Source organism: Kitasatospora sp. NPDC034035 (assembly GCF_055575755.1).
The window spans coordinates 149388-171334 of record NZ_JBVISA010000021.1; the positions used below are offsets into that span (position 1 = coordinate 149388).

Here is a 21947-nt window from a genome sequence, read left to right on the forward strand (position 1 = left end):
CGCGCGGAGCCCACCACACCACGGAGAACACCTTGAACGCACAGCCGGTCCTTCCCGACCCGGCCGAGACCGACGGCCGGGTCGCCGTCGTCGGCCTCGCGGGCCGCTTCCCCGGAGCCGATTCCGTCGACGCGCTGTGGGAGCTGCTGGCCGCCGGCACCGAGGCGATCAGCCGCTTCGGTCCGGAGGAGCTGCGGGCCGACGGGGTGCCGGACGACCAGTCGGGCAAGCCCGGGTACGTGGCCGCCAAGGGCGTGCTGTCGGACGTCGCCGGCTTCGACTCCCAGCTGTTCGGCTACAACGCGCTGGAGGCCTCGGTCATCGACCCCCAGCAGCGGATCTTCCTGGAGTGCGCCTGGGCGGCGCTGGAGGACGCGGGCTGCGACCCCGACCGGGCGCGCGGGCCGGTCGCGGTCTACGCCGGATCGCTGCTGAGCACCTACCTGATCCACAACCTGCTGCCGCGCACCGACCTGCGGGACTCGCTCGGCGTGCCGATGCTCTTCCAGGGCAACCAGCCCGACCAACTGGCCGCCCGGGCCGCGTACAAGCTCAACCTGCGCGGCCCGGCGGTCAGCGTGCAGACCGCCTGCTCGACCTCGCTGGTGGCGGTGCACCTCGCGGTGCAGAGCCTGCTCTCCGAGGAGTGCGACCTCGCCCTGGCCGGCGGCGTCACCGTCACCGTGCCGAACCGCTCCGGCTACCTGCCGGTGCCCGGCGGCATCGAGTCCCCGGACGGGCACTGCCGGCCCTTCGGCGCCGAGGCCGCCGGCACGGTCTTCGGCAACGGCGCGGGCGTCGTGGTGCTCAAGCGCCTCGCCGACGCGCTCGCCGACGGCGACCGGGTGCACGCCGTCATCCTCGGCTCGGCCGTCAACAACGACGGTGCCAACAAGGCCGGTTACACCGCCCCCGGGGTGGCCGGGCAGACCGCGGTGATCCGCGAGGCGCTGTCCGTCGCGGGCGTCGCCCCGGACACCATCGGCTACGTCGAGGCACACGGCACCGGCACCCCGATCGGCGACCCGATCGAGGTCGAGGCGCTCACCGCCGCCTTCCGCGCCGAGCAGGACGCCGAGCTGCGCTCGGCCACCGGCTGGTGCGGCCTCGGCTCGGTCAAGTCCAACCTCGGCCACCTGGACACCGCCGCGGGCATCACCGGCCTGATCAAGACCATCCTGGCCGTCCGCAGCGGCCGGATCCCGGCCAGCCTGCACGCCGAGTCCGTCAACCCCGGACTCGGCCTGGCCGACAGCCCGTTCTTCGTCCCCGCCGACCTCACCGACTGGCCGGTCGCCGAGGGTCCGCGCCGGGCCGCCGTCAGCGCCTTCGGCATCGGCGGCACCAACGCCCACCTGATCCTGGAGCAGGCCCCCGCGGCGGCCGCCCGGGAGGCCGCCGAGCCGACCGCCGTCCCGGTGGCCCTGCCGCTGTCCGCCCGCACCGGCACCGCCCTGGACGCCGCCGCCGAGCGACTCGCCGAGGACCTCGCCGCCCACCCGGACCGCCCGCTCGCGGACGTCGCCCGTACCCTGCGCACCGGCCGCCGCCGACTGGTCCAGCGCCGGGTCGTGGTCGCCCGGGACACCGCCGGCGCGATCGCCGCGCTGCGCGGGGGCGGCCGCCGGGAGTCCGTCCGGGCCCGCGCCGGCCAGGGCGCCGCGCCCGTCGCCTTCCTGCTGCCCGGCCAGGGCGCCCAGTACCCGGGCATGGCCCTCGGCCTGCACGCGGCGCACCCGGTGTTCCGCACCGCCCTGGACGAGGCCGCCGACCTGCTGCGCCCGCACCTGGGCCTCGACCTGGTCGAGCTGCTCCGCGACGGAGACGCCGAGCAGCTGCGCCGCAGCTCCGTCACCCAGCCCGCCGTTCTCGCGGTCGGCCACGCCATGGCCGCGCTGTGGCGGCACTGGGGCGTGCGCCCGGCCGCCCTGCTCGGCCACAGCCTGGGCGAGTACACCGCCGCGCTGCTCTCCGGCGTCCTCGACCTGCCCGAGGCGCTCGCCCTGGTCGCCGCCCGCGGCCGGCTGATGGAGGCCACCGCGCCCGGCGCGATGCTGGCCGTCCCGCTGGACGAGGCGGCCGCCGCCGAACTCGCCGCCCGGCACGGCCTGGACCTCGCCGCCGTCAACGGTCCGGCCGCCACCGTGCTGTCCGGCACTCCCGAGGCCGCCGGGCGCGCCGCCGCCGAACTCGGCGAGCGCGGCCTGCGCGCCCTCGCGCTGCCGGTGGACCGGGCCTTCCACAGCGCCCTGTGCGCCCCGGCCGCCGAACAGTTCGCCGCCGAGCTGGCCAAGGTGACGCTGCGCGAACCCACCGTGCCGTTCCTCTCCAACCTCACCGGCGACTGGATCACCCCGGAGCAGGCCACCGACCCCACGTACTGGACCCGCCAGATGCTCTCCCCGGTCCGCTTCCACGACGGGCTCACCCGCCTGGCCGCGCTCGACGAGCGGATGGTGCTGGTGGAGACCGGCCCCGGCAGCGTCCTGACCGACCTGGCCCGCTCCGCCGCCGAGGGCACCGCCGCGGCGCGGCTCGCCCAGCCGCCGCTGCCCACCCGAGGCCGCCGCGGCCCGGAGGACGAGCCCGGCAGCGCCGTGCTCGCCCTCGGCAGCCTGTGGACGCACGGCGCCCCGGTCGACTGGGAGCCGCTCGACGCCGCCCGCCCCGCCGACCTGCCCGGCTACCCCTTCGAGCGGCTGCCGCACTGGATCGAGCCCGCCATCCCCGGCCGGGCGCCCGCCACCGCGCTGCCCGCCTCGGACCCCGACGCGGTACACGCCACCATCGGCTGGCACCCGCCGGCCGGGCCGACGGCCGAGGCGGACCCGCTGAGCGGGCGCCGCCAGACCTGGCTGGTCCTGCTGGACCGGGCCGGCACCGCCCAGCCGCTGGTCGACCTGCTGACCGCGCGCGGCCAGATCGTCACCACCGTCCAGCCCGGCGCCGGCTACCGCCGGGTGCGCCGGGGCGTCTACGAGCTCGACCCGGCCGACCCGGCCCAGTACGCCAAGCTGCTCGCCGACCTGCGCGCCCTGGTCCGCACGCCCACCGCCGTCCTGTACGGCTGGGGACTGGACGAGACCGCGGACGAGACCGACGGCTACTTCGGCCTGGTCCACCTCGCCCGGGCGATGTCCGCCGAGAGCGTGGTGCACGAGGTGCGCCTCGGCGTGGTCACCGCCGGCGCCTTCCCGGCCGCCCCCGGCGAGCGGCCCCGGCCCGCCGCGGCCCTGCTCAGCGGCCCGGTCCAGGTGTTCGGCGAGGAGTACCGCAACCTGCGCTGCACCCAGGTCGACCTCGCCGCCGGGACCGTCCTCGACGAGGCGTCCGCCACCGCGGTGGTGCGCGCCGTGCTCACCGGCCCGGCCCCGCTGCTGGCCCTGCGCGACGGCGCCCTGCTCGCCCGCACCGTCGAGCGCGCCGAGCGGCCCGTCCCCGCCGCCCCGGCCCGGGTGCGCGCCGACAGCACCTGGCTGATCACCGGCGGCCTCGGCGGGATCGGCCTGACCCTGGCCCGCTACCTGGCCGGCGCCGGCGTCGCCCGGCTCGTCCTGCTCGGCCGCGGGGCCGGCGGCGAGACCGCCGAGACCGCCCTGGCCGGACTGCGCGCGGCCGGCGCCGAGGTGCTGACCGTGCGCGCCGACGTCACCGACGCCGAGGCGCTCGACCGGGCGCTGGAGCAGGCCCGGTCCGCCTTCGGACGGATCGACGGCGTGATCCACGCGGCCGGTGTGCCCGGCGGCGGCTCGGTGGAGCTGCGCTCCGACGACAGCATGCGCACGGTGCTCGCCCCGAAGACCGCAGGCCTGCGCCACCTGCTGGCCGCGCTGCGGCCCGGCGAGGCCGAGGTGCTGGTGCTCTGCTCCTCGCTCGCCACCCTGATCCCGACCTACGGCCAGTGCGACTACGCGGCCGCCAACGCCTACCTGGCCGCCGTCGCGGAGGCCGAGGCCGCGCGCGGCGAGCGGTTCGCGGTGGCCGTCGACTGGGACATGTGGGCCCAGGTCGGCATGGCCGACCAGGCCGAGGTCCCCGAGGCCCTGCGGGCCTTCCAGGCCGAGATGCTGGCCGGCGCGCTCACCCCCGAGCAGGGCGCCCGCGCCTTCGCCGCCCTGCTCGACGGCCCGGCCGGCCGGGCCGTGGTGGCCCGGGTCGGCGCCGGGATCACCGACGGGACCCTGCGGACCTCCGCCGCCCCGGCCGCCGACCTGCCCCGGACGGCCGCCCTGCCCCGCCCCGAGCTCGCCACCCCGTACACCGCCCCGGCCACCGCGACCGAGGAGCGCCTGGCCGAGATCTACGCCGAACTGCTCGGCCTCGACCGGGTCGGGGTGGAGGACGACTTCCTGGAGCTCGGCGGCCACTCGCTGCTGGCCGCCCAGGTCGCGGCCCGGCTGCGGGCCGAGTTCGAGGTCGACGTCCCCGCCCGGGTCTTCTTCGAGGGCGGCCGCATCGCCGACCTCGCCGTCGAGATCGAAGACCGCATCATCGCCGAACTGGAGCAGCAGTGACCAACCCCGCAGGCCGCAACCCCAAGGGCCGCGAGGACCGCCTCGCCCGGCTCACCCCCGAGCAGCGCGCCGCCTTCGAGGCGCGCGCCCGGGGCCGCGCCGGCACGGCCCCGGTCACCGCCACCGGCCCCACCGCCGCCGGTCCCGCCGGTCCCGGCGCCGCGCCGACGCTGCCGCCGCGCGACCGCTCGGTGCCCGCGCCGCTGTCCTTCGGCCAGGAGCGGCTCTGGTTCGTGGAGCAGCTCACCCCCGGCCTCGGGGTGTTCAACGAGTACGTCGGACTGCGCCTCACCGGCGCGCTGGACGTCGCCGCCCTGGAGGCCGCGCTGACCGGCCTGGTGGAGCGGCACGAGGCGCTGCGCACCGTCGTGGCCGACGGTGCCGACGGCCCGGTGCAGCGGGTGCTGGAGCACACCGGCCCGGTCCTGCGGGTGGTCGAGCCGCAGGACGGCGAGGACGACTGGAACGAGCAGCGGGAGCGCGAACTCGCCGAGCGGGAGGCGGCCCTGCCGTTCGACCCGGAGCACGGCCCGCTGCTGCGCGCCCTGCTGATCCGCTCCGCGCCGGAGCGCGCCCTGCTGGTCGTGGTCAACCACCACCTGGTCGGCGACGCCTGGTCCCGCTCGGTGCTGGTGGAGGAACTCTGCGCCCGCTACCGGGCCTTCCGCGAAGGCGGCCCGGTGCCCGGGCCGCTCACGGTGCAGTACGCCGACTGGGCGCAGTGGCAGCGCGCCGAACTCACCGACGGCGCGCTGGCCGAGCCGCTCGCCTACTGGCGCGAGCGCCTGGACGGCGCCCCGCACGTCCTGGAACTGGCCACCGACCGGCCCCGGCCGGCCGTGCCCAGCCACCGGGGCGGCCGGGTGCACTTCACCCTGGACGCCGCCACCACCGAGGCCGTGGAGCAGGCCGCGCGCACCGCCCGGGCCACCCCGTTCATGGTCACCCTGGCGGCCTGGCAGGCCGTCCTGATGCGCCACTCCGGCCGGCAGGACGTGCTGGTCGGCGTGCCCACCGCGGGCCGCGACCGGCCCGAACTCGCCGGCCTGGTCGGCATGTTCGTCAACAGCCTGGTGCTGCGCTCGGACCTCTCCGGCGACCCGACCTTCGGCGAACTGCTCGACCGGGTCCGGGAGACCGCCCTCGGCGCGCTCGCCCACGCCCAGGTGCCCTTCGAGCGCCTGGTCCGCGAGCTGCGCCCGGACCGCGACCTCAGCCACGCCCCGCTCTACCAGGTGCAGTTCGGCTACCGGAACGTCCCCGCCCCGGACATCGACCTGCCCGGGGTCGGCGTCGAGCTCGTCGACCTGGACAACGGCCTGTGCCGCACCGACCTCAGCCTGGAACTCGCCCGGGACGGCGGACTCACCGCCGGCGTCTGCGAGTTCAGCCGGGACCTGTTCGACGACGACACCGTGCGCGAGCTGACCGAGGCGCTGCGGCGGGTGCTCGCCGGCGGCGCCGCCGACCCCGGCCTGCGGCTGTCCGAACTGCTCGCGCTCACCCCCGTGGAGCAGGCCCTGCTGGCCGCCGCCGGGGACGGCGGGCCGCTGCCCGAGGACGCCGTGGACGTCGTGACGGCCTTCGCCGAGGCCGTCCGCACCCGCCCCGGCGCCGAGGCCGTGCTGCCCGGCGGCCGCCCGGACCAGGCCCTGACCTACGCCGCCCTGGACGCCCGGGTCGACGAGCTGCTCGTCCGGCTGCGCGCCGCCGGGGTGCGCCCCGGCGACCGGGTCGGCCTGTGCCTGCGCCGCGGCACCGACCTGCCGGCCGCCATGCTCGCCGTGCTCCGGGCCGGCGCCGCCTACCTGCCGCTGGACCCCGACTACCCGGCCGCCCGGCTGGCCCACGTGGTCGAGGACGCCCGGCCCACCGCCGTGCTGGTGCACGCCGCGACCCGGGACGCGGCGCCGGCCGGTGCCCCGCTGCTCGACCTGGACGCCCCCGCCCCGGCCGGGAACGCGTCCGCCGAACCCGCGCCGGTGGACCCGGACGCGCCCGCCTACGTCATCCACACCTCCGGCTCGACCGGCCGCCCCAAGGGCGTCGTGGTCCTGCGCCGCAACCTCACCGCCTTCCTGGCGGCGATGGACCGCGTACTCGCCGAGGACGCGGACGGCACGGACAGCGCGGACGGCACCGACGGCGCCGAGGCCACCGACGGCACCGCCGCCGCCGAGCCGTCAACCTGGCTGGCCGTCACCAGCGTCTCCTTCGACATCTCCGTCCTGGAACTGCTCTGGACCCTCAGCCGGGGCCACCGGGTCGTGGTCAACCCCGACCCCGGGGCGGCGCTGCCCGCCCCGACCACCGCCCCGGCGCCCCGGGCCGACCGGGCCGTCCCCGAGTTCAGCCTGTTCTACTTCGCCAGCGGCACCGCCGGCGCCGAGCCCGGCCCCGAGCAGTACCGGCTGCTGCTGGACGGCGCCCGCTTCGCCGACACCAACGGCTTCTCCGCGGTCTGGCTCCCCGAGCGGCACTTCCACGCCTTCGGCGGGCCGTTCCCGGCCCCCTCGGTGCTGGCCGCCGCGATCGCCCGGGCGACCGAGCGGATCGGCATCCGGGCCGGCAGCGTGGTGCTGCCGCTGCACCACCCCGTGCGGGTGGCCGAGGAGTGGTCGGTCGTCGACAACCTGTCCGGCGGCCGGGTCGGCCTCTCCTTCGCCTCGGGCTGGCACGCCGACGACTTCGTCCTCGCCAAGGACGCCTACCAGGACCGCCAGGCGCTCACCGTCAGCGGCATCGAGCAGGTCCGGCGGCTGTGGCGCGGCGAGCGACTCCCCTTCGAGGGGCCCGGCGGCCGCACCGTCGACGTCGAGGTGCTGCCCCGCCCGGTCCAGGCCGAACTGCCGTACTGGCTCACCTCCTCCGGCAACCCCGAGACCTGCCGCACGGCCGGCCGGGTCGGCGCCCAGCTGCTCACCCACCTGCTGGGCCAGAGCACCGAGGACCTCGCCGAGAAGATCGCCCTGTACCGCGAGGCCTGGCGGGAGGCCGGCCACGCCGGCGAGCCGCACGTCACCCTGATGCTGCACAGCTACCTCGGCGCCGACCCGGCCGACGTCCGGGCGCACGCCTGGCAGCCGTTCCGGGACTACCTGCGCAGCTCGGTCGGCCTGATCGAGAACCTGGCCCGCAGCCTCGGCATGGACGTCCGCAGCAGCGACTTCACCGCGGAGGACCAGGAGGCGCTGCTCGACCACGCCTGCGCCCGCTACCTCGGCCACGGCTCGCTGATCGGCACCGCCGAGGAGTGCCTGCCGCTGGTGCACCGGCTGGCCGAGATCGGGGTCGACGAGATCGGCTGCCTGGTCGACTTCGGCGTCGACACCGATGTCGCGCTGGCCGCCCTGCCCCGGCTGGCGGAGCTGCGCCGCACCGCGGCCACCGCACCCGCCGCCACCGGCCCGGCCGACAGCGAGCTGACCGCGCTGATCCGCGCCCACGGCGTCACCCACCTGCAGTGCACCCCCTCGCGGGCCCGCACCCTGCTGGACGAGGCCGACCCGGAGGCGCTGCGCGGCCTGCGCCGGCTGCTGCTCGGCGGCGAGGCCCTCGACGCCGACCTGGTGCGCCGCCTGGCCGGGCACCTCGACGGCCGGATCCTCAACATGTACGGGCCGACCGAGACCACCGTCTGGTCCACCACCGACGAGGTCGACCCGCAGGAGGGCCTGGTCACCGTCGGCCGCCCGATCGCCGGCACCACCGTACGGGTCCTCGACCCGTACGGGCGCCGGGTGCCCGTCGGCGTGCCCGGCGAACTCCTGATCGGCGGCGCGGGCGTGACGGCCGGCTACCTCGACCGGCCCGAGCTGACCGACGAACGGTTCGTCACCGACCCCGAGGCGGCCGGCGCCGGAACGGGGCGGCTGTACCGCACCGGCGACCTGGTCCGCACCCGCCCCGACGGCCGGATCCAGTACCTGTCGCGCAACGACCACCAGGTCAAGATCCGCGGCTTCCGGATCGAGACCGGCGAGGTGGAGGCCGCGCTCACCGCGCTGCCCGGGATCCGCCAGTGCGTGGTGACCGCCTACGGCCTGGGCACCTCCCGGGCCGCGCTGGCCGCCTACCTGGTGCCCGCGGACCCGGCCGCGCCGCCGGCCCCGGCCGAGCTGCGGGCCGCCCTGGCCGGGCAACTGCCCGGCTTCCTGATCCCGTCCCGCTTCATCGCGCTCGACGCGCTGCCGCTCACCGGCAACGGCAAGGTCGACCGGGCGGCGCTGCCCGCGCCCGAGTCCGTGCCCGCCGCCGGCCGCGACCGCACCCCGCCGGCCACGCCCACCGAGGAGCGGATCGCCGCGATCTGGCGCGAGGCCCTCGGCCTCGACGAGGTCGGCACCGGGGAGGACTTCTTCGAGCTCGGCGGTCACTCGCTGCTGGCCGCCCGGATGGTCGCCGGCATCCGCGACGGGCTGAACGTGCAGCTGCCGCTGCGCACCCTGTTCGACTCGCCGACCGTGGCCGCGCTGGCCCGGGCCGTGGACGCGCTGGGCACGGACGGGGCCGCCGAGGCGCCCGCCGAGCGGACCGCGCTGCTCCCCGACCCGGCCCGCCGGCACGAGCCCTTCCCGCTCACCGACGTCCAGCGCGCCTACTGGATCGGCCGCAGCGGCGCCGTCGGCGGCGACGTCGCCTGCCACCTCTACCTGGAGGTGGACGTCGCCGACGTCGACCCGCTGCGCCTCCAGGACGCCTGGCGGTCGATGGTGCTGCGGCACGACGCCCTGCGCCTGGTCTTCGGCGAGGACGGCACCCAGCGCGTCCTGCCCGAGGTGCCCGCGTACGAGCTGACCGTCGACGACCTGCGCGAGCTGCCGGAGCGGGACCGGGCCGAGCACCTCACCGGGACCCGCGCCCGGATGTCGCACCAGGTGCTGCCGGCCGACGCCTGGCCGCTGTTCGAGCTGCGCGCCAGCCGCACCGCGGGTGCCGACGTCCGGCTGCACCTGAGCATCGACACCCTGATCGCCGACGGCGGCAGCGTGCAGATCCTGCTGCGCGAACTGCTCGCCGTCTACCAGGGCACGCTCGACCCGAGCCCGTTCGAACTCTCCTTCCGCGACTACGTGCTGGCCGAGCAGGACCGCCGCCGGGGCCCGGCCCTGCAGCGCGACCTCGACTACTGGCACGGCCGCCTGGACACCCTGCCGCCCGCCCCCGCGCTGCCGCTGGCGCGGCGCCCCGAGGAGCTGGCCGAGACCAGGTTCCGCCGCCGCGAGGCGCACCTGCCCGCCGAGCTGTGGGAGCGGCTGAAGAGCCGGGCCGCCGCCGGCCGGGTCACCCCCTCGGCGCTCGCGCTGGCCGCCTACGCCACCGTGATCGGCACTTGGTCGACGGCCGACCGCTTCACCCTCAACCTCACCCTGTTCAACCGGGTCGGCGACCACCCCGACCTGGCCGCCATGGTCGGCGACTTCACCGCGCTCAGCCTCTTCGAGGTGGACGGCGCCACCGCCGGCTCCTTCGCCGACCGGGCCCGCCGGCTGCAGGACCGGCTCTGGGAGGACCTCGACCACCAGCTGGTCAGCGGCGTCCGGGTCGGCGGCGAACTCGCCCGCCGGCGCGGGGTCGCCGAGGCGGCCATGCCGGTCGTCTTCACCAGTGAGCTCGGCGCCGACGGCGTGGGCGGCAGCCAGGTGCTCCGCGAGCTGGGCGCCGAGGTCGCCCACACCATCACCCAGACCCCGCAGGTCTGGCTGGACCACCAGATCTCCGAGGACGAGGGCCGGCTGCGGCTGACCTGGGACGCCGTCGAGGAGCTCTTCCCCGAGGGCGTGCTCGACGCCATGTTCGAGGCCTACACCGGCCTGCTCACCGCGCTCGCCGAACAGCCCGGCGCCTGGACGGACCCGCACCTGGTCGTCCTGCCCGCCGCCCAGCTCGACGCCTACCGGGCGCTCAACGCCACCGACGGCCCGCGGCCCGACGGGCTGCTGCACGAGCCCTTCCTCGACCGGGCCAGGACCTCGCCCGACCGCACCGCCGTGGTCTCGGCCACCGGCACGGTGACCTACGGCGAACTGGAGCGGGCCTCGGCGGCCGTCGCCCACGCGCTGCGCGCGGCCGGGGTGCGCCCCGGCGAGCTGGTCGGCGTGCGCGCCGACCGGGGCTGGGAGCAGGTGGCCGCCGCGATCGGCGTGGTCCGGGCCGGCGGCGCCTACCTGCCGCTGGACGCCGGCCTCCCGGCCGCCCGGGTCGCCCGCTCGCTCGAACACGCCGGCGCCACCGCGCTGCTCGCCCGGGAGTCCTGGGCCCCCGAGGACGCCGTGCCCGCCGGAGTGACCCTGCTGAGCTTCGAACAGGCCCTGGACACCCCGGCCGACACCCCACCGGCCCCGGTCCCGACCACCCCGGCGGACCTCGCGTACGTCATCTACACCTCGGGCTCCACCGGCGACCCCAAGGGCGTGATGATCGACCACCGGGGGGCGCTGAACACCGTGGTGGACGTCAACGACCGCTTCCGGGTCACGCCGTCCGACCGGGTCCTCGGGATCTCCTCGCTCGGCTTCGACCTCTCGGTGTACGACGTCTTCGGCACCCTCGCCGCCGGCGCCGCCCTGGTGCTGGTCGGGCCCGGCGAGGAGCGCGACCCCTCGCGCTGGTCCCGGCTGGTCGCCGAGCACCGGGTCACGGTCTGGAACTCCGTCCCCGCGCTGATGGAGATGCTGCTGGCGTACGCCGACGGCAACCCGGCCGCCGACCTGGAGTCGCTGCGCCTGGTCATGCTCAGCGGCGACTGGATCCCGGTCGGCATGCCCGGCAACGTCCGCACGCTCGCGCCCAAGGCCGAGGTGATCAGCCTGGGCGGCGCCACCGAGGCGTCGATCTGGTCGGTGCTCCACCCGGTCGGCGAGGTCGAACCGGGCCGCCCGAGCATCCCGTACGGCCACCCGATGCGGAACCAGGGCATGGTCGTCCTGGACGAGGCCTTCCGGCCGCGTCCGGTCGGGGTGGCCGGCGCCCTGTTCATCACCGGCGTGGGCCTGGCCGTCGGCTACCGCAACGCCCCGGAGATCACCGCCCGGGCCTTCCCGGCCCACCCGGTCACCGGCGAGCGGCTCTACCGCACCGGCGACCTGGCCCGACTGCTGCCCGACGGCGACCTGGAGTTCCTCGGCCGCGAGGACTCCCAGGTCAAGGTGCGCGGCATGCGGATCGAGCTGGGCGAGATCGAGTCCGCCCTGGTCCGGATGGACGGCGTGCGGGAGGCCGCGGCACTGGTCGAGGGCGACGGGCTCGGTGCCCGGCTCGCGGTCTACGTGGTCCGCGAGGCCGCCCGTCCGCTGTCGGCCGCCCCGGCGACCACGGCCCCGGCCCCGGCGGCAGCCCCGGCACTGGACGCCGAGCGGGTCCGCCGGCTGGAGGCGCGCCTGCGCCAGCCCGGCCGCCGGGCCGACCTGGCGGGCCGTGAGGTGCTGCCGTTCGCGCTGCCGGCCGACACCCTGGAGCTGCGCCGGGCCGCCGCCCTGCGCGGCGCCGCCACCGGCTTCGCCGACGTCCCGGTGAACCGGACCGACCTGGACGCGCTGCTGACCGTGCTCGCCCGCCAGGACGAGGACGGCGTGCCCCGGTACGCCTACGGGTCGGCCGGCGGCCTGTACCCGGTGCAGACCTACCTGGCCGTCGCCCCCGGCGGGGTGGCGGGCCTGGCGGCCGGCACCTACTACGTCGACCCGGCCGGACCGGCCCTGGTCCCCCTCGACGGCGCGCCGGGCGCGGAGCGGGCGCTGGACCCGGCGCTCTACAGCGAGGCCAACCGGCCGCTGCTCGAACGGGCCGGCTTCGCCCTCTTCCTGGTCGCCAGGAATACCGCGATCGCCCCGGTGTACGGCGAACTCGCCGACCGGTTCTGCCTGTTGGAGGCCGGGGCAATGGCGCAGCTGTTGCGCCACCGGGCCGGCGACTGCACGGTGGCACTCTGCCCGATCGGCGACGTGTTCCCCGAGCCGCTGCGCGGAGCGCTGCTGCTGGAGGACGGCCAGAGCGTGCTGCACACCCTGGTCGGCGGCCGCCCGCCCGGTGCGGCGGCCGAGCAGCCGGACTCCGGCGCCGACTGGACGCTCGGGCTGCGGGAGGCCCTCGCCGAGCGGCTGCCCGGCTACATGGTGCCGCAGCTGGTCCGGGCGGTGGAGGCGCTGCCGCTGTCCGCCAACGGCAAGGTCGACCGGGCGGCGCTCGCCCGGCTCGGCGCCCCGGCCGTCACGGCGGGCGCACCGGCCCGACCGGGCACCCCGGCCGCCCCGGCGGCACCCGCGGCACCGGTTCCGGCGCCGCGCGCGGTGGCCCAGCCCACCGGGCCCGGAGCGGTGGAGCGGCTCACCGCACTGTGGCGGGAGGTGATGGACGGGGCGGAGGTCGACCTCGACACCAACTTCTTCGAGGCCGGCGCCAACTCCATCCACCTGGTCCGGGTCCAGCGGCGGATCGCCGAGGACTTCGGCCGGGAGCTGTCGGTGGTCGAGATGTTCGACCGACCGACCATCCGGCACCTCGCCGAGCTGCTGGACCGGCCGGACCCCGCCGTCGCCCCCGCCCCGGTCGCGGCTCCGGTCGCGGCTGCGGAACCCTCGCCGGCCCCGGAGAGCAGTGCCCAGACCGCCGGCAGCGACCGCCGGCAGCACCACGAACGGCGCCGCGCCGCCCGCCGAGGCGGCTCCGGCACCGCACCGACCGGCTGACCCGGACGGTCGGCGGTCGGGCCGGGCGCCCCTGCCCGGCCCGACCGCCGACCCACCGAGCCGCGTCGATGACCACCTGTGAGGAGAACAGTCCGATGTCCACCCACGCCCCCGAGGGGCCGGCCACCGCAGCGCCGGACCTGCCGGACGCGATCGCCGTCACCGGCCTTGCCTGCCGGTTCCCCGGCGCCCCCGACGCCGGGACCTTCTGGGCCGACCTGGTCGCGGGCCGGGAGAACATCACCTTCCGCACCCCCGAGGAGCTGGCCGCCCTGGGCGTCCCGGCCGAACGGCTGGCCGACCCGCGGTTCGTGGGCGCCGGCGGCGTCCTGGAGGGCCTGGCCGAGTTCGACGCCGAGTACTTCGGCATCCCGCCCCGGGACGCCGAGCTGATGGACCCCCAGCACCGACTGTTCCTGCAGTGCGCGGTCACCGCACTGGAGGACGCCGGGCAGCCGACCGGCGGGGTCGAGGGCGGCGTCGGGGTCTACGCCTCGGCCGGCTTCAACTCCTACCTGACCCACCAACTGCTGCCCCGCGCCGCACACTTGGCGGACCGCGCCGAGGTCCAGTGGCTGGCCGCGGGCGACAAGGACTACCTCGCCACCCAGACCTCCTACCGGCTCGGCCTGACCGGCCCCAGCCTGAGCGTGCAGAGCGCCTGCTCCTCCGCCCTGGTCGCCGTCCACCTGGCGGCCGAGGCGCTGCTGAGCGGCGAGTGCGACGTGGCGCTGGCCGGGGCGGTCTCCGCCGGGGTCGGCCAGGGGCTCGGCTACCTGCACGCCGAGGGCGGGATCCTCTCCGCCGACGGGCACTGCCGCCCCTTCGACGCCACGGCGACCGGCACGGTCTTCGGCAGCGGCGTCGGCGTGGTGGTGCTCAAGCGGCTGGCCGACGCGGTCGCCGACGGCGACACCGTCCGGGCCGTCCTGCTCGGCTCGGCGGTCAACAACGACGGCAACCGCAAGGTCGGCTTCACCGCGCCGAGCCTGGACGGCCAGGTCCGGGTGATCACCGCGGCCCAGTCGGTGGCCGGGGTCTCGCCCGGCGAGGTCTCCTGCGTCGAGGCGCACGGCACCGCGACGGCCCTCGGCGACCGGATCGAACTCGCCGCGCTGGCCCGGGTGTTCGGCGACGCGCCGGACTCCCGCCGGGTGCTCGGCGCGGTCAAGTCCAACGTCGGCCACCTGGACACCTGCGCCGGGATGGCCGGGCTGATCAAGACGGTGCTCGCGCTGCAGCACCGCACCCTGCTGCCGACCGTCCACTTCGAGAGCCCCAGCCCCGAGCTGGACCCCCGCCTGTTCCGGGTGCTCACCGAGGCCGAGCCGTGGACCGGCGCGGACGGCACCCGGGTCGCCGGGGTCAGCTCCTTCGGCATCGGCGGCACCAACGCCCACCTGGTCCTCCAGGACGCTCCCCCGCTGCCCGCCGCGCCCGCCGGGCCGGCCGGCGGGTGGGAGCTGCTGCCGGTGTCCGCCCGCACCGAGGCGGCGCTCGACCGGGCCACCGAGCGGCTCGACGCGGCACTGGCCGGACCGGCCGCGCCCACGACCGCCGACGCCGCGTTCACCCTGCAGACCCGGCGCAGGCACCACCCGTGGCGGCGCACCGTCCTGACCGGGCCCGGGGAGCAGCTGCGCTCCCGCCCGGTCCGGGCCGCCGCCACCGGCCGGGAGGTCGCCTTCCTGTACCCCGGCCAGGGCGCCGGCCGCCCCGGCATGGCCGCGGAGCCGTACCGCGCCGAACCGGTCTTCCGCGCCGCGCTCGACCGCGGCCTGGACGCCCTGCGCCCGTGGACGGCCGCGCCGCTGCGCGCGCTGCTGCTCGACCCGGCCCACGCGGACCTGTTCGACCGGACCGAGGTCGCCCAGCCGGCCCTGTTCGCGGTGGAGTACGCGCTCACCGCGTGGTGGACGGCGCTCGGCCTGCGGCCGGTCGCGCTGGCCGGCCACAGCGTCGGCGAGTTCGCGGCCGCCTGCGCCGCCGGGGTCTTCGAACTGCCCGGCGCCGCCCGGCTGGTGGCCGAGCGCGGCCGGCTCATGGGCACCATGGCGCCCGGCGCGATGCTGAGCGTCCCGCTGCCCGAGGCGGAGCTGCGCGCGCTGCTGGACGACCCCGAGGGCCCGGAGCTCGCCGCCGTCAACGCCCCGGACCGCTGCGTCGCGGCCGGCACCCCCGGGGCGGTGGCCCGGCTGGCCGAACACCTGGCCGCGCGCGGCGTCTCCGCCCGGCCGCTGGCCGTCCGGCACGCCTTCCATACCCGGGACGCCGAGCCGCTGCTGGCCGAGTTCGCCCGGCTGGTGGCGGGTGTCCCGGCGCAGGCCCCGGCCCTGCCCGTGGTCTCCGGCCTGACCGGGCGTGAACTGACCGCCGAAGAGGCCGTCTCTCCGGAGTACTGGGCGCGCCAGCTGCGCCACACCGTGCGCTTCGCCGACGCGCTCGCCGCCCTGCCGGGCGACGGCCCGCTGCTGGAGCTCGGCCCCGGCCGGGGCCTGACCGGCTTCGCCGTGCGGACCCTGCGCACCGACCGGCCGGCCCTGCCCACCCTGGACACGGCCACCGACGGGACGCCGCCGCCCGCCCGGCTCACCGCGCTGGGCCGGCTGTGGGAGCGCGGCGCCGAGCTCGACTGGTCGGCCCTCGGCGAGCGGGCCGGGCGTCGGCACGCCTCGCTGCCGGGCTACCCGTTCGAGCCGGTCCGGCACTGGTTCGAACCGGCCGAGGACAGCGCGCCGCCCGCTGCCCCCGCCGGGCCCGCCGCCCCGGCGCCGGTCCCGGCCGCCGAGGGGGTGGACTCCTGGCTGCACGTCCTGTTCTGGACCCCCGCCCTCCCGCCGGTCGGCACCGGGCCCGTCCCGGCCTCGGTGCTGCTGCTCGCCGACGACGCCGGGCTCGCCGGGCCGGTCGCCGAGCGGCTCACCGCGGCCGGCGCCGCCGTCACCGTGGTCCGGACCGCCGACGGAGCGGCCGCCGAGGAGACGAACGCGCTCACCCTCGACCCCGCCGACGCCGCCGCGCACTCCGCGCTGGCCGCCGCCCTGGCCGGGCGCGGCACCCCGCCGGACGCCGTGGTCTCCTGCTGGGCCCTGGACGAGCCGCCGCTGGAGCGGGCCACCCCCGGCCGGGCCACCGAGGGAGCCCTGCGCGCGCTGACCGTCCCGGTCCAGCTGGCCCGCGCCCTGGGCGAGGCCTTCCCGGGCCGGCCGCTGCGGATGCTGCTGGTCACCGACGCCGCCCACGGGGTCAACGGGCAGCCCGCCCGCACCCCGCAGGCCGCCGCCGGGCTCGGCGCCGTCCGGGTGCTGCCGCAGGAGGTGCCCGGCCTCACCGCCGAGGCGCTCGACCTGGACTGCCCCACCCGGGAGCCCGCCGAACTCGCCCTGGCCGCCGACACGGTGGTGGCCCGGCTGTGCTCCGAGCTCGCGCCCGCGCCGCTCACCGCGGTCCGCGGCCGGGCCCACCTGGTGCCCGCCCCGGACCGGCCCGTGCTCACCGACCCGGACGCCCCGCAGCGCGCGCTGCCCGCGGGCCCGTGGCTGGTCACCGGCGGTCTCGGCGGGATCGGCCTGGCCGTGGCCGGCCGGCTCGCCGAGGACCCCGCGCGGACCCTCGTGCTGCTGACCCGCCGCGCCGTCCCCGACGGCGACGGCTGGCACAGCGTGCGGCCCGCGGGCTCCGCTCCGGCGCGGAACTGCCCGCCGGAGCTGGCCGAGGCGCTCGCCGGGCTGACCGCCCACGGCGCCCGGCTCTGCCTAGTCCAGGCCGACGTCACCGACGAGGCCGCGCTGGCCACCGCCCTCGACGCCGTCCGGGCCGCGTACGGCCCCCTCGCCGGGGTGGTGCACGCCGCCGGGGTGCCCGGTGGCGGTGTGGCCGCCCTGCGCGGGCCCGAGGAGATGGCCCGGGTGCTCGCCCCCAAGGTCCTCGGCACCGTCCTGCTGGAGCGGCTGACGGCCCGGGACCGGCCGCTGCTGGTGCTCTGCTCCTCGGCGCTCACGGTCACCGGCGCGGTCGGCCAGGCCGACTACACCGGGGCCAACGCCTTCCTGGACAGCTTCGCCACCGGCAGCCCGGCGGCCGTGTCGATCGGCTGGGACCGCTGGTCGCAGACCGGCATGGCGGTCCGCTCCGGGCTGCGGGACTGGCTCGACGGCGGCGAGGCACTGGACGACGCCCTGTTCGACGCCCGCCGCACCGAGCCGGACGGCACGGTGGAGCTGCGGCTGCGCCGCGCGGAGCAGACCGAGTGGCCGGCCGCGGAGCACCGGATCGGCGACGTCCCGGTGCTGCCCGGCACCGCACTGCTCGAACTCGCCGTCGCCGGGCACCGGTTGACGCTCGGGGACGGTCCGGTCGAACTGGACGCGGTCTTCACCCACCCGCTGCGGCTGCCCGCCGACCAGCCGCCGCAGGTCACCCTGCGGCTGCGTCCGGCGCCCGAGGGCGGGCACCTGTGGGAGGTCCGCTCCAGCGCCGCGCCGTCCAGGCCGCACGCCCAGGGCCGGATCGCGCCGTACCGCGGCGGCTCCCCCGAGCGCCTCGACCTCGACGCGCTCGCGGGCCGCTGCGCCCCCGTCGCCCCGGCCGCCGGCCGGGAGCCCGCCGGGGCCAGCGGGCTACGCACCGGACCGCGTTGGGAGAGCCTGCTGGAGGTCCGCGAGGGCACCGACGGGGACGCGCCCGAGGCGATGCTGCGGCTGCAGCTGCCCGAGCGCTTCCACGGCGACCTGGCCGCACACCCGCTGCACCCCGCGCTGCTGGACACCGCCACCGGGGCGGTCACCGCCCGGACCGGCAGCCACCTGCCGGTGGCCTACCGGCGGCTGGTGGTGCTCGGCCCGCTCGGCCCCGACGCGGTGGTCCGGGTGGTCCGCCGCCCCGGGGCGGCCGGGGCGGGCGGCACCCTGGTCGTCGACGTCACCGTCGCCGGGCCGGACGGCACGCCGAGCGTGATCGTCGAGGGCTTCGTGTTGCGCCCGGCCCCGGCGCCCGGCCCGGACGGCACAGGTGTGACGGCCGGTACCGCCGGTACCGCCGGTGCCGCCGGTGCCGCCGGTGCCGCCGCCGAGCGGGGCGGCATCCCGACCCGCGAGGGCCTGCTGGCCTTCGACCGGATCCTGGCCAACCGTCACCTCCCGCACGTGCTGGTCAGCCCCCGCGCCACCACCGCGACCGCCCCGGGCGCCACCCGCACCGCCCCGGCGGCCACCGCGCCGCCGGAGCCCGGGCCGACCGCGCCCGAGGAGCTGGAGGAGCGGATCGCCGCGGTCTGGTCCCGACTGCTCGGGGTGCCCGACATCGGCCCGGACGACAGCCTGTTCGAGCTCGGCGGCGACTCCCTGCTGATCGTCCAGATCACCGGTGAGCTCCAGCGGCTCGGGCTGGCCGTCTCCCCCGGCGACCTCTTCGCCCACCCCACCGTCGGGCAGCTCGCCGCCCGGCTCCGCACGGACCGCGAACCGGCCGCCGCGCCCGCGCCCGACACCCCCGCCCCGCCCACCGCTCCCGCCGGATCCGACCCGGCCCCCGCACCGGGGCCGCGCGAGGCCTTCTCGGACGCGGATCTCAGCGAAGACGACCTGGCCCGGGTATTCGCCCTGTTCCGGTCAGGAGAGGACACCAAGTGAACGACATCGAGGACATCTACCCCCTCTCGCCCACCCAGGAGGGGATGCTCTACCACAGCACCACCTCCCCCGAGCACGGCCTCTACGTCGAGCTGACCACCTTCCGGGTGCACGGCGAGCTGGACGTCGCCGTACTGGGCGCCGCCTGGCAGCGGGCGATCGCCCGGCACCCGGTGCTGCGCACGGCCTTCGTCCGGGAGCGGATCCGCACCCCGCACCAGGTGGTGCTGCCGAAGGCGGACCTGCCGATCGAGTTCCGCGACCTGACCGGCGTGGACGACGCGGCCCGCGCGGCGGCCGTCGCCGAGGAGTTGGAGCAGCGGGCCCGCGAGCGCTTCGACCTGACCCGGCCGCCGCTGATGCGGCTGCTGGTGCTGCGCCTGCCCGGCGAGCACCTGGTGGTGTGGACGTACCACCACCTGCTGCTGGACGGCTGGTCCGCCGCCCTGCTGCTGGCCGAGGTCACCGCCGGGCTGTCCGGCGACACGGCCGAGCTGCCCGCGCCGCCCGCCTTCCGCGAGTACATCGCCTGGCTGGGCCGTCAGGAGCCGGAGCGCGACCGCGAGTTCTGGACCGGCTACCTGGCGGGCTATCGCGAGCCGGCGGCACTGACCCTGCCCGGGATGCACCCGGGCGCCAAGCCGTCCGGCGAGTTCCGGACCGTCCGGGCGGAACTGCCCGCCGAGACCCTCACCGCGCTCCGGCGCCTGGCCGCCGCCAACGCCACCACGCTCAGCGGCCTGGTCGAGGCGGCCTGGGCGGGAACGGTCGCCCGTCACTCCGGCCGGGACGACGTGGTGGTCGGCGTGACCGTCTCCGGACGCCCGGTCGGCCTCGACCGCGCCGAGCAGATGCTCGGGATGTTCATCAACACCGTCCCGGTGCGGGTGCGGATCGACCGGGACCTGCCGGGCGACGCCTGGCTGGCCGGCCACGCCGCCACCCGTCACCCCGTGCTGGACCACCAGCACACCCCGCTGACCGACATCCAGCGCTGGGCCGAGACGGCCCCCGGCGTGCCGCTGTTCGACACCGTCGTGGTGGTCGAGAACTACCCGGACCGGACGGAGGCGGTGCTCTCCCACGGCGCGGTCACGGTCAGCGACGTCCGCTACGAGACCCGGACCAACTACCCGGTCACCCTGGTCGTCCGGGCCGCCGCGGAAATGCAGCTGCAGGCGGTGGTGGACGCCGGCCGGATCACCCCGGAGGAGGCGCGGGCGCTGCTCGACCACGTCGTCGCCGTGCTGACCCGCTTCGCCACCGAACCCGGCCGTGCCGTCGGGGAGCTGCTGGACGTCACCGAGGAGACCCGCGCCCGGCAGCTGGACACCTGGAACGGAACCGAGGTCGACCGCAGCGAGCCGCCGACCCTGCTCGCCGGGCTGATCGACGAGGCGGTCCGCAGCCGGCCCGACCATCCGGCCGTGATCGACCCGCAGACCCGGTACAGCTACCGGGAGTTGGACCTGCGGGCGGACGCCCTCGCCCGGTGGCTGGCCGACCACGGGGTGCGGCCGGGGGACCGGGTGGGCATCTGCCTGGGCCGCTGCGTGGACCTGGTGACCGCAACGCTGGCGGTCGCCCGGGCCGGGGCCGCGTTCGTCCCGCTCGACCCGACCCACCCGGTGGAGCGGATCGGCCTCGTCCTGGAGGACGCCGCGCCGGCCGTGGTGCTCGTCGACGCGACCGGAGTGCCCGCACTGGCCGGCTGGGACGGCACCGTCGTCGACCTCGCCGCCGTGGACCTCTCGCCCTCCCCGGCCGCCGACGATCTCCCGGGCGCCGATCCGGAAGGACTCGCCTACCTGATCTTCACCTCGGGCTCCACCGGCCGCCCCAAGGGCGTCGCCGTCGGCCACCGGGCGCTGGCGAACCTGGTGGACAGCCTGGCCCGCCGTCACCCGGGCCTGGACGGCGACACCCGCTTCCTCGCCCTCACCACGCTCAGCTTCGACACCTCGCTCGCCGAACTGCTGGTGCCGCTCGCGGTCGGCGGGACGGTCCACGTCGGCGGCCAGACCCTCGGGCTGAGCCGCCGGGAGCTCGACCGCTACACCGTGGAGCACGGCATCACCGCGGTGCAGGCCACCCCCTCCCGCTACCGGGCGCTGCTGGAGTCCGGCTGGCAGGGCGCCGGGCGGCCCCGGCTCTACAGCTGCGGCGAGGCCTTCCCGGCGGACCTGGCCGCGCCACTGGCCGAACGCGGCTCCTCGGTGTGGAACATGTACGGGCCGACGGAGACCACCGTGTACTCCAGCGTCGAGCCGATCACCGCCGACACCACCCGGGTCACCGTCGGCCGCCCGATCTCCAACACCGTGCTGCACGTCCTGGACACCGTGGACGGCCGGCTGCTGCCGGTCGGCTGCGTCGGCGAACTGTGCATCGGCGGCGACGGCGTCGCCCAGGGCTACTGGCGGCGGCCCGAGCTGACGGCGGAACGGTTCGTCACCGACCCGTTCACGGGCGGCCGGATGTACCGCACCGGCGACCACGCCCGCCGCCTGCCCGACGGCCGGATCGAGCTGCTCGGCCGGATGGACCGCCAGCTCAAGCTGCGCGGATACCGGATCGAGCCCGGCGAGATCGAGCAGGCGCTGCTCGCCCTGCCCGCGGTGGCGGGCGCCGCGGTCGCCGAACGGGAGGACCGCCTGGTCGCCTGGGTGGTGCCCGCCGAACGGGGAGCCCCGTTCGACGCCCTCGGGCTCCAGGCCGAGCTGCGCCGCTCGCTGCCCTCGTACATGGTCCCCGAAGCGGTCACCGTCCTCACCGAGCTGCCGCTCACCCCGGCGGGCAAGACCGACCTGCTCGCCCTGCCCACCCCGGCGAAGTCCACCACCGAGCCCGCGCCGACCGGCCGGCCCGCCGTGGCGGCGGATCACGAGGCGCTGGTGACCCGGCTGTTCCGTGAAGTCCTGGCAGTGCCGGAGGTCGGTCCGGACGACGACTTCTTCGAACTGGGCGGCGACTCGCTGCGCGCCCTGCGCCTGCTCTCCCGGCTGGAGGCGGAACTCGGCTGCGAGCTCGACATCGAGCTGCTCTTCGATGCGGCCACGGTCCGCGAGCTGACCTCGGCCCTCGGCTCGGTCCTCGGCACCACCGGCCAGTGAACC

At 77.3% G+C, this 21947-nt stretch carries 4 protein-coding genes; all 4 read left to right on the plus strand.

What is annotated here, in order from left to right:
* The first annotated feature begins 32 nt into the window (after positions 1–32).
* The 4 genes from ACZ52J_RS27695 to ACZ52J_RS27710 all read left to right on the plus strand — a co-directional run bounded on the left by ACZ52J_RS27695 (position 33) and on the right by ACZ52J_RS27710 (position 21944).
* On the plus strand, positions 33–4514 hold the full coding sequence (locus tag ACZ52J_RS27695; protein WP_465622561.1) for a type I polyketide synthase: 4482 nt from the start codon (positions 33–35) through the stop codon (positions 4512–4514).
* Positions 4511–13201 carry an amino acid adenylation domain-containing protein gene (locus ACZ52J_RS27700; protein ID WP_465622563.1) on the plus strand — a complete coding sequence of 2897 codons (8691 nt, stop codon included), beginning with the start codon at positions 4511–4513 and terminating at the stop codon, positions 13199–13201. Before ACZ52J_RS27695 ends, ACZ52J_RS27700 begins: the two co-directional genes overlap by 4 nt.
* Before the next feature lie 95 nt (positions 13202–13296).
* Entirely contained in the window at positions 13297–18831 is a 5535-nt protein-coding gene (locus ACZ52J_RS27705) for a type I polyketide synthase (protein ID WP_465622565.1), read from the plus strand.
* The gene (locus tag ACZ52J_RS27710; protein WP_465622567.1) at positions 18828–21944 is read left to right on the plus strand and encodes a non-ribosomal peptide synthetase; all 3117 of its coding nucleotides are present in this window, start codon (positions 18828–18830) and stop codon (positions 21942–21944) included. Before ACZ52J_RS27705 ends, ACZ52J_RS27710 begins: the two co-directional genes overlap by 4 nt.
* Positions 21945–21947 lie beyond the last annotated feature (3 nt).